This is a genomic window from Mycobacterium sp. 852014-52144_SCH5372336, from assembly GCF_001665615.1.
Classification (GTDB): domain Bacteria; phylum Actinomycetota; class Actinomycetes; order Mycobacteriales; family Mycobacteriaceae; genus Mycobacterium; species Mycobacterium neumannii_A.
Genome location: NZ_LZSW01000065.1, coordinates 96,989 through 113,897, shown reverse-complemented (window position 1 = coordinate 113,897; position 16,909 = coordinate 96,989). Strand labels below are relative to the sequence as shown.

The following is a 16,909-nucleotide window of genomic DNA, read 5'->3' as shown; positions in this document are numbered from 1 at the left end:
AGCCCGCGGATATTCTCGACGCGATGCTTGCCCAGACACCTGTCCAGATCGCGTGGGTGACGCGGGACCTCGAGGCCACCGAGAGCGCGCTCACCTCGATGTTGGGCGCCAAGAAGTGGGTGCGCATGCCCGGCGTCCACTTCGCCCCGGAGGCGTGCACGTACCGCGGTGAACCCGCCGACTTCGTGGCCGACATCTCGCTGAGCTACGCAGGCGACATGCAGCTCGAACTGATCGCACCGGTCTCCGGGCGCAACATCTACGCCGACTTTCTCGACACCGCGGGCCCCGGCATGCACCACATCTGCATCGAGGTCGACGACGTGGAAGCGGCACTGGCCGAACGGAAAGCCGAGGCGGTGCAGCGCGGCGTGATGCCCGGCGGCATGGAGTTCGCCTACATCGCCGCCGCCGGTGTTCCGTACCTGGAGATCGCCCACATCCCCGACGAGATCAGGGCATTCTTCGACTACATCAAACAGGAGCAGCAGTGAGCACCATTGAGATTCCCGACACCGTCGACGCCGCTGATGTCGCGTCGTGGTCCGACGAATTCGATGTCGTGGTGGTCGGATTCGGCATCGCAGGCGGGTGTGCAGCGGTCAGCGCCGCCGCCGCGGGCGCCCGGGTGCTGGTGCTGGAGAAGGCCGCCGACGCCGGCGGGACCAGCTCGATGGCCGGCGGACACTTCTATCTGGGTGGCGGGACCGCGGTGCAGCAGGCCACCGGTCATGAGGACAGCGCCGACGAGATGTACTCCTACCTCGTCGCGGTGTCGTGTGATCCGGAGCTCGAAAAGATCCGCGCCTACTGCGACGGCAGCGTCGAACACTTCAACTGGTTGGAGGACTTGGGTTTTCAGTTCGAGCGCAGCTACTACCCGGGCAAGGTGGTGGTGCCGCCGGGCACTGAAGGCCTCTCGTACACGGGCAACGAGAAGGTGTGGCCGTTCTGCGAGCAGGCCAAACCGGCACCGCGCGGCCATTCGGTGCCGGTACCCGGTGAGCTCGGGGGAGCCGCGATGGTCATCGACCTGTTGGTCAAGCGCGCCACCGAGCTCGGTGTGCAGATCCGCTACGAGACGGGAGTAACCAACCTCGTCGTCGACGACGGGTCGGTGGCCGGCGTGCGTTGGAAGCACTTCGGCGAGACGGGCGCCATCAAGGCGAAGGCGGTGATCATCGCCGCGGGCGGGTTCGCGATGAACCCCGAAATGGTCGCCGAGCTCACGCCGGCGCTCGGCCAGAAGCGCAAGACCAAGCACCATGGCGAGGTGGAGCCCTACATCCTGGGCAATCCGAACGATGACGGCCTGGGCATCCGGATGGGCATCTCGGTGGGCGGCGTCGCCAAGAACATGGATCAGCTGTTCATCACCGCGGCGGCGTATCCGCCGGAGATCCTGCTCACCGGTGTGATAGTCAACAAGTACGGCCACCGCTTCGTCGCCGAGGACTCATACCATTCGCGCACTTCGGCTTTCGTGCTCGAACAGCCTGAGCAGACGGCCTATCTCGTCGTCGACGAGGCCCACATGGAGATGCCCGAGATGCCGCTGATCAAGTTCATCGACGGTTGGGAGACCGTGGAGGAAATGGAAGCGGCGCTGGGTATTCCGCAGGGCAACCTGGTCGCGACCCTGAATCGGTACAACGAATTCGCCGCTCGCGGTGAGGATCCCGACTTCCACAAACAACCCGACTACGTCGCAGCCCAGGACACCGGCCCGTTCGCGGCGTTCGACCTGTCGCTCGGGCGCGCGATGTACTCCGGTTTCACCATGGGCGGGCTGGCGGTGTCGATCGACGGAGAGGTCCTGCGCGAGGACGGCTCCGCCGTCTCAGGCCTCTATGCGGCGGGAGCGTGCGCGTCCAACATCGCCCAGGACGGCAAGGGCTACGCCAGCGGAACCCAACTCGGCGAAGGGTCGTTTTTCGGGCGGCGGGCGGGTGAGCACGCAGCCAGGCGCGCGGGCGCACACGCCGTGGCGCGTTAGACCTTCGCCGGTTCGTCACCCTCGACGCGACCCAGTCGCCAGTCGCCGTCGCCCAGCAGCTCCAGTTCGTGGGTGTGGTGCTGTTCGACCGTGCTGCGGTGGCTCACGCTGACCAGGATGGTGTCGGGCAGTTCGGTGCGAACCAACTGGTAGAGCATGAACTCCAGGCCCTCGTCCAGGGCCGACGTGGACTCGTCGAGGAACACGGCCTTCGGTTTGGTCAACAGGATCCTGGCGAACGCGATCCGTTGCTGTTCGCCGGGGGAGAGCACCTTGGCCCAGTCGTCGACCTCGTCGAGGCGGTCCGCCAGATGCGGCAGCGCCACCTTGTGCAGCGTGTGTTTCAACGTCCTGTCATCGATCTCGCCGACTTCGTTGGGGTAGCTGACCACGGTGCGTAGATCGCCCAGCGGCACATACGGCATCTGCGAGAGGAACATCGTCTCGTTGGGCCCACACGGGCGAGTCAGTCGGCCCGAGGTGAACGGCCACAGCTGCGCAAGGCTGCGCAGCAGGGTGGTCTTGCCGCTGCCCGACTTGCCGGTGACCACCAACGAGTCACCGACCTCCAGCCGCATGTCGAGCGGTCTGATCAGTTGTCGGCCATCGGGAGTGCGGACTTCGACGGCGGAGAGTTCGACGGTGCCGTCCGCGCACGGCGCGGTGGTCAGTTCGGGCAGCGCCCGGCCCTCATCGTTGGCGACCACCAGGCCGTGCAGCCGGATGATCGCGGCCCGATAACCGGCGAACTGGTCGTAGACGTTGCGGAAGAACGACAGGCCGGCCTCGATGTTGCCGAACGCCGCCGCGGTCTGGCTCATCGCGCCGAGCGTGATCTCACCGGTGAAGAACCGGGGAAACTGCAGCAGATAGGGCGGCACGACGATGATCTGGTCCATCGACAGGTTCCAGCCGTAGAAGCCCATCATGCGGTTGATGTAGCGCTTGTAGTTGCTGACCACCGGCGCGAAGAGCCGCCGCAGCCCTGACCTTTCGGCGATCTCGCCGCGGTAGAAGGCGACCGCCTCGGACGCGTCGCGCAGGCGCACCAGCGCATAGCGGAAGGCGGCGTTGAACTTCTCGTTGTAGAACGACAGCCAGATGATCGGCCTGCCGATCCAGAACGCGAAGACCGAAGCGAGCAGCACGTACGCCAACAGAATCCAGAACATCGCCCGCGGCACGTCTCCGATGAACGGCAGCGTGAGCGTCCCCGACAGGTTCCACAGGATCGCAGTGAAGGAGACCATCGAGACGATCGCACTGATCGCGCCGAACAGCAGCGTGGCTGTCGAGGTGTTGTTGGGTGTGTTCGGCAGGCCGCCGACGCCGGCGGTGAAGATGTCGATGTCGTACTGGATGCGCTGGTCGGGGTTGTCGATGGTGTCGTCGATGAATCGGCCGCGGTAGTAGGCCTTGTCGTCCAACCAGTCACTGGTGAGCCGGTCGGTGAGCCAGACCCGCCAGGCCAACATGAACCGCTGGGTCAAGAAGAGGTCGAGCATGATCCGCGCGACGTGGATGACGGCCAGGATCGCGAAGATCATCATCGACAACCAGAACCCGTCCCTGCCGGAGTTCCGGATGGCGTCGTCGCCGGTGCCCAGGCCGGACGCCACCACCTGGAAGCTGGTCATCATGTCGTTGCCCTGGAAGGTGAACAGCACCGTCAGGCGGACCCCGATGATCACCGAGAGCAGCAGCGTGCCCAGCCACAGCCAGATCCTGACGCTCTCCGGACCCTTGAAGTAGTCGCCGGTGATCCGCCAGAACTGACGGCCCCACTCGGTGAACTTCGCGATGAGCACCAAGACGATCAGAGTGCACACCGCTGTGATCGCCCAGGCCCGGGCGATCCACACCAGCGATATCCACAGTTCACTGCCCCAGTCCAGCGTCGGGGTGAACATTCCCTCATTCACTCCGGCAAGGTACCTTCTCCGACCGCCGCAGGCGTTTCAGAGGGACCAACCACGGGCCGCGAGTCGGACAACGTGCGCTCATCGGGCGAATGTGGAGCGCAGATGGGCAGCCAGGTCCTCGGCGTCGACATGCGCCGCCACGTAACCGAGATAGCCGTCGGGCCGCACCACGAACATTGCTCGGTCGGCGCAGTGGTAGGCGCGGGCGAACTGTCCGTCTGCGTCGCGGATCAGCGGCAGCGCCGTGTCGGCGACGTCGGCGTCGGGCGCGGCGACCAGGTGCACGGTCATGCGCTCGCCCGCGACGGCGATCGCCGCTGCGGCGGCACGTTCGAAGTCCGCGACGTCGGCGGGGCCACAGCCGGCACCCGCGTACAACAGCGTGGTGTGGTCGCGGCCGAAGAGCTGGAACAACCGCAGCGGGCCGGTGACGGTATCGCGTGTCAGCCCGTTCGCGTCGTCGGCTCGTCGTCCTGCACCCGACGCGACGATCGGGCTGTCCGCGTAATCGATGAGCAACTGCGCCTCGCGGCGGATCACGTACTGCGGATCGGTCGAGTCGGCGCCGATGCCGTCGCGGGCGCTGCGCACGGTGCGCCCGACCACCTCCTCGCCGACCGGCCGGCGTTCGGCGTCGTAGCTGTCGAGCAGATCGGGCGTCGCGGCGCCCGACACCGCCAACGCCAGTTTCCAGGCCACGTTGTGGGCGTCCTGGATGCCGGTGTTCATCCCCTGCGCGCCGGTCGGCGGGTGGATGTGGGCGGCGTCGCCGGCGACGAACACCCGGCCGCACCCGTAGGCGTCGACGATGCGGTGACTGATCCGGAACACCGACGACCAACGCAGGTTGCGCGCGGTGGTCGGTTCGGGGGAGAGCCGGTCCAGGACGGCCTGGATGTGGTGCAGTTCGGGCGCGCGGGCACCCTCGAAGCCGTGCGCGACACCGTCGGCGGGCGCGCTGGCCAACTCGTCGGGCACCAGCATCGACATCCGGTACCGGCGGTGATGTTTCGAGTCCGCCCGCGCAGCGTCGGGCAGCGGTATGCACACCAGCAGATCGTCGGTGGCGCCGTCGGTCTGGTGCATCGACCGGACGGCGTAGCCGCGCGGAAGCGACCAGTCCACCTCGACGTCTCCGAGCATGTACTGCTCGGCGAACGCGCCGCCCTCGAAGGTGAGCCCCAGGGCCTTGCGTACCGTGCTGTGCGCGCCGTCCGCGCCGACGAGGTAGCCGGCCCGCACAGTGCGTTCACCGTCCCCGATCAGTGTCGCGCTCACGCCGTCGGCGTCCTGGTCGAAGCCGGTCAGTCGCCAGCCACGCTCGACGCGCACTCCGCGCGCCGCGAGTTCGTCGCGCAGGACGGCTTCGGTGGCGTACTGAGGAATCGCGACGAAGCCGAAGGGCACATCGGCGGGGACGTCGAAGTCGGCCTTCGCGACCTGTTCGCCGTTGACGTAGACCAGCTGACCGCGCATCGGGGTTGCCGCGTCGAGGATCCGTCCCAGGATGCCCATGTTCTCGAACACCTCGAGTGAGCGTGGTTGCACACCAACGGCTTTGGCGTACCGCGGCGGCTCGGGCAGCGGGTCGACGATACGGCAGTCGACGCCGCGCCTGGCCAGTTCGATGGCGGCGGTGAGACCGACCGGACCGGCGCCGGCGATCAACACTTGCGTTTCCTCGGGGTTCCTCACGCGTGGTTATGCTGCCACCATGAGCAGCGATGCGCCGGTTCCGTCGACCGTGAACGCGGGGCATCTGGTCGCGCGGCGGTTGCGGGCGAGCGGAATCGACACGGTGTTCACGCTTTCCGGCGGGCACCTGTTCTCGATCTACGACGGTTGCCGGGCGGAGGACATCCGGCTGGTCGATACCCGCCACGAGCAGACCGCCGCGTTCGCCGCCGAGGGCTGGTCCAAGGTGACCCGGGTACCGGGTGTCGCGGCGTTGACGGCCGGGCCCGGTGTCACGAACGGCATGAGCGCGATGGCCGCCGCGCAGCAGAACCAGTCACCGCTGGTGATCCTCGGCGGTCGCGCACCGGCCATGCGGTGGGGGCAGGGCAGGCTGCAGGAAATCGACCACGTCCCGTTCGTCGCGCCGTTGGCCCGCTTCGCCGCGACCGCCCAGGCGCCGGATGCCGTTGCGGCACTGGTCGATGACGCGCTGCGCGCCGCGGCCGGGACGGCGGGCGGGCCCTCGGGTGTGTCGTTCGTCGACTTTCCGATGGACCACGTGTTCAGCGAGGCCGCGGACACCCGCGCGCCAGGAGCGCTGAGCGAACCGACCGCGGTGGTGCAGGCCGACGGCGCCGCGTTGAGCGCTGCGCTTGGCCTGCTGGCCGAGGCGCAACGGCCGGTCATCATGGCCGGGACCAACGTCTGGTGGGGGCGCGCCGAGACGGCGCTGCTGAATCTGGCCGAGGCGCTGCGTATTCCGGTGCTGATGAACGGGATGGCCCGCGGCACGGTCGCCGCCGACCACCAGCTCGCGTTCTCCAGGGCGCGGTCAAAGGCGTTGAAGCAGGCAGATGTTGCGCTGGTGATCGGCGTGCCGATGGACTTTCGGCTGGGCTTCGGGGGTGTGTTCGGCGCAGATACCGCGCTGATCGCCGTCGACCGATGCGCCCCGGATCGACCGGCCCCACGACCGGTCGCCGCCGGCCTGTACGGCGACATCAGCGCCACGCTGTCCGCCCTGTCGACGGCCGGCGCCAACTCTCACGAACCCTGGATCGCCGACCTGCGTGCCACCGAGACCGCGATACGTGCCTCCGAGGCCGATGAACTGCGCGACGACCGCACGCCGCTGCACCCCATGCGCGTGTACGCCGAGATCAGCGCCATGCTCGACCGCGACGCGATCGTGGTGGTCGACGCAGGCGACTTCGGCTCCTATGCCGGCCGCGTCATCGACAGCTACGTGCCCGGCGCCTGGCTCGACAGCGGCCCGTTCGGCTGCCTGGGTTCCGGACCGGGCTACGCCCTGGCCGCCAAGCTGGCCCGGCCCGATCGCCAGGTGATCCTGCTCCAGGGCGACGGGGCGTTCGGGTTCTCGGGTATGGAGTGGGATACGTTGGTGCGTCACGGGATTCAGGTCGTTTCGGTGATCGGCAACAACGGTGTCTGGGCGCTGGAGAAGCACCCGATGGAGGCGATCTACGGCTATTCGGTGGTGGCCGACCTGCGGCCGGGCACCCGATATGACGAGGTCGTGACCGCGCTCGGCGGACACGGCGAGTTGGTGTCGGCGCCCGCCGAACTGCGACCCGCCCTCGAGCGCGCCTTCTCCTCGGCGCTGCCCGCGGTGGTGAATGTGCTGACCGATCCGACGGTGGCCTACCCCCGTCGCTCCAACCTGGCATAGCCCTATTTCCGCGAGCGCGCGTGTTTGCGCACGAAACGCCGCCAAATCTCAGCACTTTGCGCACCCTCACACCGCAGCGAACGCGACGAAAATCGCTCGACCCGTTCGGCGTTCGGGCCATGCTGAACTCATGGAGGTGCACATTCACAATTCCGCCGACGAGTTCCGCACAATCGCCGAACCGGTGTACCGGCGCGACCCGGTCGCCAACACCGTCGAGCTGACGGTCCTCGCCGCGGCGATCCCCGACGACACCCTGCTGATGTCGGTGTGGCAGAACTCGGACGTCGTCGCTGTCGCGATGCAAACACCGTCATACCCGTTGGTGTGCAACGGTATTCCGATAGATTGCGCCGACGTCGTCGCCGGCGATCTCCTAAGGAGGCGACCCGATCTGACCGGGGTGCGCGGGCTTCGTCAGGTCGCGGTCGCAATCGCCGACGCCTGGCAGTCGCACGGCGGGCATCCGGGCAGCGTCACGCTCGAAGAGCGGCTCTACCGGCTGGGGATCCTGCGGTCGCCGACCGGCGTTGCAGGAGCGCCACGATGGGCCGACGAGGCCGATCGCGCCCTCCTGACCGATTGGATGGAGCGCTTTTTCGGCGAGACGTTCGGCCACCCCCGCGACGGCGCCGCGAGGGCTCGCTTCGTCGACGCCGCTGCCGTCCGGGGCGGCCGGTTCCTGATGTGGGACGTCGACGGCACACCGGTCAGCACGGCGCTGCTGCATGCGCCGGTGGCGGGGGTGTCGCGCATCGGCCCGGTCTTCACACCGGCGGAGCACCGGGCCCATGGCTACGGCTCGGCCGTCACCGCCGCGGCCTGCCAGGCCTCGCTGGAGCGCGCCGACGCGGCGGTGGTGCTGTTCACCGATCGTGCCAACCCGACCTCGAACGCGATCTATCGAAAGATCGGCTTCGAGTCGGTGTGCGATTTCGCGCGCATCGACTTCCGTACGGTCGACCCACCCTGTGGGCCCGCACGTGAGTAGGGGACGTGCGCAGACTGCTGCCGAAATGCGGCGTCGCGAAGCGGGCACGCGCGCCCGCGGCCAGGAGCGCAGCGCGTACGGTAGCGGTGTGGCAAAGACGAAGACCCGCACTTCAGGTCGTGTCAGCAATAAGTTCTGGAAGCTGCTCGGCGCCAGCACCGACCGGAGCCAGGCGCAATCGATGGCGCAGGTGCGCAACTCGGCGGACTTCGACGAGAAGGCCGCGGCGCTCGACGACGAAAAGCTGGCCAAGGCCGCCAAGTTGCTCAACCTCGACGACCTCGCCGAGTCGAGCGACATCCCGCAGTTTCTGGCGATTGCCCGCGAGGCCGCCGAGCGCAAAACCTCGCTGCGGCCATTCGACGTTCAGCTTCTGGGTGCCCTGCGCATGCTCGCGGGCGACGTGGTCGAGATGGCCACCGGTGAAGGCAAGACGCTCTCGGGTGCGATCGCAGCGGCCGGTTACGCCCTGGGCGGGCGCAGTGTGCACGTCATCACGATCAACGACTACCTCGCGCGCCGCGACGCCGAATGGATGGGCCCGCTTCTGGAGGCGCTGGGCCTGACCGTCGGCTGGATCACCGAGAGTTCGACGGCCGAGGAGCGCCGCGCGGCCTACCAGTGCGACGTCACCTACGCCTCGGTGAACGAGATCGGGTTCGACGTGCTGCGCGACCAGTTGGTCACCGACGTCGCCGATCTGGTCTCGCCGAACCCCGACGTCGCGCTGATCGACGAGGCCGACTCGGTGTTGGTCGACGAGGCGTTGGTGCCGCTGGTGTTGGCCGGCACCACCCACCGCGAGACCCCCAAGGTCGAGATCATCCGCATGGTCGGGGAACTCACCCCCGGCGTCGACTACGACACCGACACCGACAGCCGCAACGTCCATCTCACCGAGATCGGCGCCCAGAAGATGGAAGCCAAACTCGGCGGCATCGACCTGTACTCCGAGGAGCACGTCTCGGGCACGCTGACCGAGATCAACGTGGCGCTGCACGCCCACGTCCTGCTGCAACGCGACGTGCACTACATCGTCCGCGACGACGCCGTGCACCTGATCAACGCCTCGCGCGGCCGCATCGCGCAGCTGCAGCGCTGGCCCGACGGCCTGCAGGCCGCGGTCGAGGCCAAGGAGGGCATCGAGACCACCGAAACCGGCGAGGTGCTCGACACCATCACGGTCCAGGCGCTGGTGAACCGGTACGCGACGGTGTGCGGTATGACCGGCACCGCGCTGGCGGCCGGCGAACAGCTGCGCCAGTTCTACAAGCTCGGCGTGTCACCGATCGAACCGAACAAGCCGAACATCCGCGAGGACGAGCCCGACCGGGTGTACGTCACCGTGGCCGCCAAGAACGACGCGGTCGTCGAGCACATCAAGGAGGTTCACCAGACCCGCCAGCCGGTGCTCGTCGGCACGCGCGACGTCGCGGAATCCGAAGAGCTGCACGAGAAGCTGGTCAAGGCCGGTGTTCCCGCGGTCGTGCTGAACGCCAAGAACGACGCCGAAGAGGCCGCGGTGATCGCCGAGGCCGGCACGCTGGGCAGCGTCACGGTGTCCACGCAGATGGCAGGCCGGGGTACCGACATCAGGCTCGGGGGCTCAGACGAGGCCGACCACGATGAGGTCGCCGAACTCGGCGGGCTGCACGTCATCGGCACCGGCCGCCACCACACCGAGCGATTGGACAACCAGTTGCGAGGCCGCGCCGGGCGCCAGGGCGATCCCGGCTCGTCGGTGTTCTTCTCGAGCTGGGAAGACGACGTCGTCGTCGCGCATCTGGAACCCAACAAGCTGCCGATGGAGACCGACGAGGACGGCCGCGTCGTCAGCCCCAAGGCCGCCAGCCTGCTCGACCACGCACAGCGCGTCGCCGAAGGCCGGATGCTGGACATCCACGCCACCAACTGGCGCTACAACCAGCTGATCGCCCAGCAGCGCTCGATCATCGTCGAACGACGAAACACCTTGCTGCGCACGCCCACAGCGCGCGAGGAGCTCGCCGAGCTGTCGCCGAAACGTTACGAGGAGGTCGTCGAACGGCTGGGTGAGGAGAAGCTGGAGACGATCTGCCGGCTGATCATGCTCTACCACCTCGACCGGGGCTGGGCCGACCACCTGGCGTACCTGGCCGACATCCGCGAGAGCATCCATTTGCGGGCGCTGGGCAACCAGACCCCGATCGACGAGTTCCACCGCATGGCCGTCGACGCGTTCGCATCGCTGGCCGCCGACGCGATAGAGGCGGCCCAGCAGACATTTGAAACCGCGCCGTCGATCGAGGACGAGCCGGGCGTGGACCTGTCGAAGCTGGCCCGGCCGACCTCGACGTGGACGTACATGGTGCACGACAACCCACTGGCCGACGACTCGCTTTCGGCGCTGAGCCTGCCGGGCGTGTTCCGCTAGGTTTAGCCCATGACCGAGGCGCATGGCCAGGTGCCTTCGCCGCCGGAGGGGGCGGGTCAGGCCCGCGACCGGGTGCTCACCGTGCCCAACGTGCTCAGCGCGGTGCGACTGGTACTGGTGCCGGTCTTCCTGTGGCTGCTGCTCGTGGTGCATGCCAACGCCTGGGCGGTGGCCGTGCTGATGTTCAGCGGGTTCTCCGACTGGGCCGACGGCAAGATCGCCCGGCTGGTCGACAACCAGTCATCGCGGCTGGGGGAGCTGCTCGATCCCGCCGTGGACCGCATCTACATGCTGACGGTCCCGATCGCCATGGGGCTGCACGGGTCGCTGCCGTGGTGGATCGTGCTCACCTTGATCGGGCGTGACGCCGTGCTGGCCGCGACGCTGCCGCTGCTGCGCAGCCGTGGCCTGACCGCGCTGCCGGTCACCTACATCGGCAAGGCCGCCACGTTCGCGTTGATGTCGGGTCTGCCGCTGATCCTGTTGGGGCAGTGGGACGCCACGTGGAGCCGGGTGGTGCTGGCCATCGGGTGGGGCTTTCTGATCTGGGGTCTGCTGATGTACCTGTGGTCAGGGGTGCTTTACCTGATCCAGGTGGGCATGGTGGTGCGCCAACTGCCGAAGGTGTCGCGATGACGCAGAGTTTCCGCAACACACTCGGTGGCTATGACCCGGAGTCGGGCCGCAACGCTCACGAGGCGAACCGGCCGACCAAGATTCCGGTGCCGTCGCTGCTGCGGTCGCTGTTGACCGATCACCTCGATCCGGGGTACGCCGCGTCCGCCGAGGCGAAGGCCGCCGGCCGCGAGCGGCCGAAGTGGCAACAGTGGGCCTGGCAGCTGGCGGGTGCCTTGCTGCTGGTGGTGGTGTTCGCCGCCGCGGTGGCCCAGGCGCGCGCGACCGCACCCGGTGTCCAGGAGACGCAGCATGTGCTTGCGGGCAGCGTGCGGACGGCGCAGGCCGACACCACCGCGGCCGCCGAGCGCCGGGACACGCTGGCGGCCGAGGTCGACGACGAACGCCGCAGGCGCCTGGAGGGCGACGCACGCGGCCAGCAGTTGCTCAGCCGCCTCGACGAGGCGAGCTTCGCCGCCGCGGCCACGCCCGTGATCGGGCCCGGGCTGACGATCACCGTCACCGACCCGGGCGCGTCGTCGGCCAACCTGAGCGACGTGTCCAAGGAACGGGTCCCGGGCAGCAGGCAGGTGATTCTCGACCGCGACCTGCAACTGGTCGTCAACTCGTTGTGGGTCAGCGGCGCCGAAGCGCTGTCGGTCGGCGGTGTGCGGATCGGCCCCAATGTCACTATCCGACAGGCGGGCGGCGGCATCCTGGTCGACAATCAACCGATCAGCAGCCCTTATGTCGTCCTCGCGATCGGACCGCCGCACGCGATGCAGGAGGTGTTCGATCGCAGCCCGGGCCTGCAGCGGCTGCGGCTGCTGGAGGCCTCCTACGGTGTCGGGGCGAGCGTGAGCACCGGCGACGGGTTGCAGCTGCCCGCAGGCTCGGTCCGAGAATTGAACTTCGCCAAGCAGATTGGGCAATGACACGAACATGAAGTCAGACACATGATCGGAATCGCCGCACTGATCGTGGGCGTGGTGCTCGGCCTGGTGTTTCACCCCGACGTGCCCGAGTTCGTCCAGCCCTACCTGCCGATCGCGGTCGTCGCTGCGCTCGACGCAGTCTTCGGCGGCCTGCGCGCGTACCTGGAGCGCATCTTCGACTCGAAGGTGTTCGTGGTGTCGTTCGTGTTCAACGTGTTGGTCGCCGCGCTGATCGTCTACCTCGGCGACCAGTTGGGGGTCGGCACGCAGTTGTCGACGGCGATCATCGTCGTGCTCGGAATCCGGATCTTCGGCAACGCAGCCGCTTTGCGCCGCAGGTTGTTCGGCGCGTGATGACGAGGCATGCCCATGAATGAGCACACACCGCAGCATTCCCTACCCGATGACAACGACGACCGTCGCGCCGGCGGCGGCCGCCACGAACTGCCACCCGACGAGCCGTCTCAGGCCATCGGCGATCTACGCGCGGGCGGAATCGCCGGGGAGATGCGGAGGGGCCGCTCCCAGGTGGTGTTCGGGGCGCTGGCCGTGGTGCTGTGCGTACTGCTCGGTGTGGCGATCGTGACCCAGGTTCGACAGAACGAGTCCGGTGACTCGCTCGAGACCGCCCGGCCCGCTGACCTGTTGGTGCTGCTGGACTCGCTGCAACAGCGGGAGGCTGCGCTGAACACCGAGGTGAACGATCTGCAGCGCACGCTGGCGCAATTGCAGGCGTCCGGCAGCAGCGACCAGGCCGCCATCGAGAACGCCCAGGCCCGGCTCGCCGCGCTGTCCATCCTGATCGGCACCGTGCCCGCGACCGGCCCCGGTGTGACGTTGACCATCACCGACACCGCGCCCGGGGTGCCCGCCGAAACGCTGCTCGACGTGATCAACGAACTGCGCAACGCCGGCGCCGAGGCAATGGAGATCCGCGGTGGGGGAGCCGACGCGCAGACCGCGGTGCGCGTCGGCGTCGACACCTGGGTCGTCGGCAACCCGGGCGCCCTGGTGATCGACGACGTCACCATGAGCCCCCCGTATTCGGTTCTGGCCATTGGCGATCCGCCCACCCTGGCCGCGGCCATGACCATTCCCGGCGGCGCCATGGACAGTGTCGAACGGGTCGGCGGCAGCATGGCTGTGCAGCAGTCCGACCGCGTCGACGTGACCGCCTTGCGGCAACCGAAACAGCGCCAATACGCTCAGCCAGTCAAATAAGGGTCAGTTGCCAACCCGGGCCGAACCGCTGAACAACGAGGAGCGCCGTGAGCGAAATCCCAGCCGACCTGCACTACACCGAAGAACACGAGTGGGTGTTGCGCACCGGCGACGACACCGTGCGCGTCGGTATCACCGATTACGCCCGGTCGGCGCTCGGTGACGTGGTGTTCGTCCAGCTGCCCGACGTCGGTGCCGAGGTGACTGCCGGCGAGTCGTTCGGCGAGGTGGAGTCCACCAAGTCGGTGTCGGACCTCTACGCCCCCGTCACCGCGAAAGTCGTTGCGGTCAACGGTGATCTCGAGGGGAGTCCGCAGCTCGTTAACTCCGATCCCTATGGGGAGGGTTGGCTGGTCGAGCTGCAGGCCGATCCCGCCGCCCTGGAGCAGGGGCTGGGCACACTGCTGGACGCCGACGGCTACCGCAGCACAGTGAGCGAGTGACGGGTTGTTAGGGTTTTGCAGACCGGACGCCAACTAGGGCGGATCCGGCGGTGGTGGGCACAATCGCGCTCGCCGCGCGGTACGGTCGACATCAGACGCGGTATCGCCACAGCAGCCAGTTAGGAGCAGCGGGTGACGGAAAACGACCAGAACTCTGGGACCGACCAGACGTCTGACGAAGTCACCGTGGAAACGACGTCCGTCTTCCGCGCCGACTTCCTCAACGAACTGGACGCCCCGGCCACGGCTGGCACCGAGGGCGCCGTTTCGGGCGTCGAAGGTCTGCCCGCCGGATCGGCGCTGCTGGTCGTCAAGCGCGGGCCGAACGCGGGATCGCGGTTCCTGCTCGACCAGCCCACCACGTCGGCCGGTCGGCATCCCGACAGCGACATCTTCCTCGACGACGTCACGGTGAGCCGCAGGCATGCCGAGTTCCGCCTCGAAAGCGGCGAGTTCCAGGTGGTCGACGTCGGCAGCCTCAACGGCACCTACGTCAACCGCGAACCGGTGGACTCGGCGGTGCTGGCCAACGGCGACGAGGTGCAGATCGGGAAGTTCCGCCTGGTGTTCCTCACCGGCCCGAAGAACGACGACAGCGGTCAGGGCGGGTAGTGGTCGACCAACGCATGCGCGAAGAGTAACGATGGGCGCACCCGACACTCCCGCGCTCACTGGGATGTCGATCGGAGCGGTCCTCGATCTGCTGCGACCGGACTTCCCGGACGTGACCATTTCCAAGATCCGGTTCCTGGAGGCCGAAGGCCTGGTCACCCCCGAGCGCACCGCGTCGGGTTATCGGCGGTTCACCGCGTACGACTGCGCACGTCTGCGGTTCATCCTCACCGCCCAGCGCGACCAGTACCTGCCGCTGAAGGTGATCAAGGCACAGCTCGACGCACAGCCCGACGGCGAGCTGCCCCAGAACGGATCGGCATACGGCGTACCGCGTTTGGTTCCGGTGTCCTCAGACGGCACAGACGGCGCCGACGCTCCCGGGGGTGCGGCGGCGGTGGCCCCGACGCAGGTGCGCCTGTCGCGGGAGGATCTGCTGGCCCGCTCGGGCGTCGGAGAAGAACTGCTGGGCGCGCTCGTCAAGGCCGGCATCATCACGCCCGGACGAGGCGGATTCTTCGACGAGCATTCCGTGGTGATCGCCCAGTGCGCCCGCGCTCTGGAGGACTACGGCGTCGAGCCCCGGCACCTGCGGGCGTTCCGGTCGGCGGCCGATCGGCAGTCCGATCTGATCGCCCAGATCGCGGGGCCGATCGTCAAGGCCAACAAGGCAGGCGCCCGCGACCGGGCCGACGACCTGGCACGTGAAGTGGCGGCCTTGGCGATCACATTGCACACATCGTTGATCAAGTCGGCTGTGCGCGACGTACTGGATCGCTGAGGATTAGACTCGAAGCGATGGCTATGAAGCTCGCTTCTTCGGTGCGGAGGGCAGACACAGATGGGTGAGGTTCGTGTGGTCGGCATTCGCGTGGAGCAGCCGCAGAACCAGCCGGTCCTGCTGCTGAGGGAGTCCAACGGCGACCGGTATCTGCCCATCTGGATCGGCCAGTCGGAGGCCGCCGCGATCGCGCTCGAACAGCAGGGCGTCGAGCCGGCCCGGCCGCTGACACACGATCTGATTCGAGATGTCATTGCCGCGCTTGGTCATTCGCTCAAAGAGGTGCGCATCGTCGACCTGCAGGAGGGCACCTTCTACGCCGACCTGATCTTCGACCGCGACATCAAGGTCTCGGCGCGTCCGTCGGATTCCGTGGCGATCGCGCTGCGGGTCGGGGTGCCGATCTACGTCGAGGAAGCGGTGCTGGCGGAGGCCGGGCTGATCATTCCCGACGAGAACGACGACGAAGCGGCGGGCGCGGTGCGCGAGGACGAGGTCGAGAAGTTCAAGGAGTTTCTCGACAGCGTCTCACCGGACGACTTCAAGGCCACCTAGAGGCGGCCGACGTCCTGCGGGTTTGTCACGGAAACGTCTCGTCGCTTCGACACGCGGCGCAGGGTTTCCCCATCGGCGAATCGGGCAGCCATACTTTGGGGGCCGGACCACTGATGGGCAGTCCGCGGACGGCGAGAAGCGTATGCTCGACACACTCGGGCTTGGCAGATGTGTGCCCCACGCAGGTCACAGAGGCGGGTTCGATCGGCGAGAGGAATCTGGAAGTGGGAGACACGCCACGTCAGGAGCAGCTGGACCTCACCGCTGCCAGCGGCCCCGCGGATTCGGAACTGACCACCACCCCGGAGCCGGCTGGAGAACCCGTCCAAGCCGGGCTGTTCCCCGACAACTCCGTTCCCGACGAGCTCGTCGGCTACCGCGGCCCCAGCGCCTGCCAGATCGCCGGCATCACCTACCGCCAGCTCGACTACTGGGCTCGGACGTCGCTGGTCGTACCGTCCATCCGCAGCGCGGCAGGCTCGGGCAGCCAGCGGCTGTACTCGTTCAAGGACATCCTGGTCCTCAAGATCGTCAAACGCCTGCTCGATACCGGTATCTCGCTGCACAACATCCGCGTCGCCGTCGACCACCTACGCCAGCGCGGGGTTCGCGATCTGGCCAACATCACGCTGTTCTCCGACGGCACCACGGTCTACGAGTGCACGTCGGCCGAAGAGGTCGTCGACCTGCTGCAGGGCGGCCAAGGCGTGTTCGGCATCGCGGTTTCGGGTGCGATGCGGGAGTTGACCGGCGCTATCGCCGATTTCCCCGGTGAGCGCGCCGACGGCGGCGAGTCGATCGCGGCGCCCGAGGACGAGTTGGCCTCGCGGCGTAAGCACCGCGACCGCAAGATCGGCTGAGATTCCGGCCACGCACCCGCACGCTGTCGAGGTCAGCGCCTCTGACGGTAAACTCGTCAACGCATCGCGCTTGTGCGGGAGAGTTTCGTGGCGGCCAGTCACGGACGCCGAAGGAGCAACACCTCTCCGTCAACCTCTCAGGCACCCAGGACCGCACGAGACCCCGATGCCTCTGGAAAGCGGTGAGCTCCGGTCGGG

The 16,909-nt window shown here is 67.7% G+C and carries 16 protein-coding genes and 1 riboswitch; of the genes, 14 read left to right on the top strand and 2 right to left on the bottom strand.

Translation table 11 applies throughout. The features are described from left to right. Positions 1 to 23 precede the first annotated feature (23 nt). On the top strand, positions 24 to 494 hold the full coding sequence (locus A5759_RS24025) for a VOC family protein (RefSeq protein WP_068201782.1): 471 nt from the start codon (positions 24 to 26) through the stop codon (positions 492 to 494). After that, positions 491 to 1,996: an FAD-binding protein gene (locus A5759_RS24020; protein ID WP_068201780.1), complete on the top strand. Its 1,506-nt coding sequence runs from the start codon at positions 491 to 493 to the stop codon at positions 1,994 to 1,996. Before A5759_RS24025 ends, A5759_RS24020 begins: the two co-directional genes overlap by 4 nt. Here the strand turns inward: A5759_RS24020 and A5759_RS24015 are convergent. Next, positions 1,993 to 3,906 carry an ABC transporter ATP-binding protein/permease gene (locus A5759_RS24015; RefSeq protein WP_068201778.1) on the bottom strand — a complete coding sequence of 638 codons (1,914 nt, stop codon included), beginning with the start codon at positions 3,904 to 3,906 and terminating at the stop codon, positions 1,993 to 1,995. The genes A5759_RS24020 and A5759_RS24015 overlap by 4 nt on opposite strands. Positions 3,907 to 3,996: 90 nt before the next feature. Beyond that, positions 3,997 to 5,613 carry an FAD-dependent monooxygenase gene (locus A5759_RS24010; RefSeq protein ID WP_068201776.1) on the bottom strand — a complete coding sequence of 539 codons (1,617 nt, stop codon included), beginning with the start codon at positions 5,611 to 5,613 and terminating at the stop codon, positions 3,997 to 3,999. 19 nt (positions 5,614 to 5,632) lie between these two features. Between A5759_RS24010 and A5759_RS24005 the strand changes: the two genes are divergently transcribed. The 12 genes from A5759_RS24005 (at position 5,633) to A5759_RS23950 (ending at position 16,711) form a co-directional block, all read left to right on the top strand. Then, positions 5,633 to 7,285, top strand: a complete 1,653-nt coding sequence (locus A5759_RS24005; RefSeq protein ID WP_068201773.1) for an acetolactate synthase — start codon at positions 5,633 to 5,635, stop codon at positions 7,283 to 7,285. A gap of 130 nt (positions 7,286 to 7,415) precedes the next feature. Next, positions 7,416 to 8,276: a GNAT family N-acetyltransferase gene (locus A5759_RS24000; RefSeq protein ID WP_068201768.1), complete on the top strand. Its 861-nt coding sequence runs from the start codon at positions 7,416 to 7,418 to the stop codon at positions 8,274 to 8,276. 88 nt (positions 8,277 to 8,364) lie between these two features. Beyond that, positions 8,365 to 10,689 carry an accessory Sec system translocase SecA2 gene (gene secA2, locus A5759_RS23995; RefSeq protein WP_068201913.1) on the top strand — a complete coding sequence of 775 codons (2,325 nt, stop codon included), beginning with the start codon at positions 8,365 to 8,367 and terminating at the stop codon, positions 10,687 to 10,689. A 9-nt stretch (positions 10,690 to 10,698) separates the two neighbouring features. Next, positions 10,699 to 11,325, top strand: coding sequence for a CDP-alcohol phosphatidyltransferase family protein (locus A5759_RS23990; protein ID WP_066843961.1), 627 nt, complete (start codon positions 10,699 to 10,701; stop codon positions 11,323 to 11,325). After that, positions 11,322 to 12,239: a DUF881 domain-containing protein gene (locus A5759_RS23985; RefSeq protein WP_068201766.1), complete on the top strand. Its 918-nt coding sequence runs from the start codon at positions 11,322 to 11,324 to the stop codon at positions 12,237 to 12,239. The genes A5759_RS23990 and A5759_RS23985 overlap by 4 nt, the downstream gene beginning before the upstream one ends. A gap of 21 nt (positions 12,240 to 12,260) precedes the next feature. Then, on the top strand, positions 12,261 to 12,593 hold the full coding sequence (locus A5759_RS23980; RefSeq protein WP_064401724.1) for a small basic family protein: 333 nt from the start codon (positions 12,261 to 12,263) through the stop codon (positions 12,591 to 12,593). Positions 12,594 to 12,608: 15 nt separating this feature from the next. Further along, entirely contained in the window at positions 12,609 to 13,460 is an 852-nt protein-coding gene (locus A5759_RS23975) for a DUF881 domain-containing protein (protein WP_068201764.1), read from the top strand. A 47-nt stretch (positions 13,461 to 13,507) separates the two neighbouring features. Next, a complete protein-coding gene (gcvH, locus tag A5759_RS23970; RefSeq protein ID WP_068201762.1) occupies positions 13,508 to 13,903 on the top strand; it encodes a glycine cleavage system protein GcvH in 396 nt (131 codons plus the stop codon). A gap of 132 nt (positions 13,904 to 14,035) precedes the next feature. Then, positions 14,036 to 14,515, top strand: coding sequence for a glycogen accumulation regulator GarA (gene garA / locus A5759_RS23965; protein ID WP_068201761.1), 480 nt, complete (start codon positions 14,036 to 14,038; stop codon positions 14,513 to 14,515). A gap of 31 nt (positions 14,516 to 14,546) precedes the next feature. Beyond that, positions 14,547 to 15,296 carry a MerR family transcriptional regulator gene (locus A5759_RS23960; protein ID WP_068201760.1) on the top strand — a complete coding sequence of 250 codons (750 nt, stop codon included), beginning with the start codon at positions 14,547 to 14,549 and terminating at the stop codon, positions 15,294 to 15,296. 60 nt (positions 15,297 to 15,356) lie between these two features. After that, positions 15,357 to 15,851, top strand: coding sequence for a bifunctional nuclease family protein (locus A5759_RS23955; protein ID WP_059098552.1), 495 nt, complete (start codon positions 15,357 to 15,359; stop codon positions 15,849 to 15,851). Positions 15,852 to 16,075: 224 nt separating this feature from the next. Continuing rightward, the gene (locus A5759_RS23950) at positions 16,076 to 16,711 is read left to right on the top strand and encodes a MerR family transcriptional regulator (protein ID WP_064418507.1); all 636 of its coding nucleotides are present in this window, start codon (positions 16,076 to 16,078) and stop codon (positions 16,709 to 16,711) included. 65 nt (positions 16,712 to 16,776) lie between these two features. Next, a riboswitch (glycine riboswitch) is annotated at positions 16,777 to 16,875 on the top strand. Positions 16,876 to 16,909 lie beyond the last annotated feature (34 nt).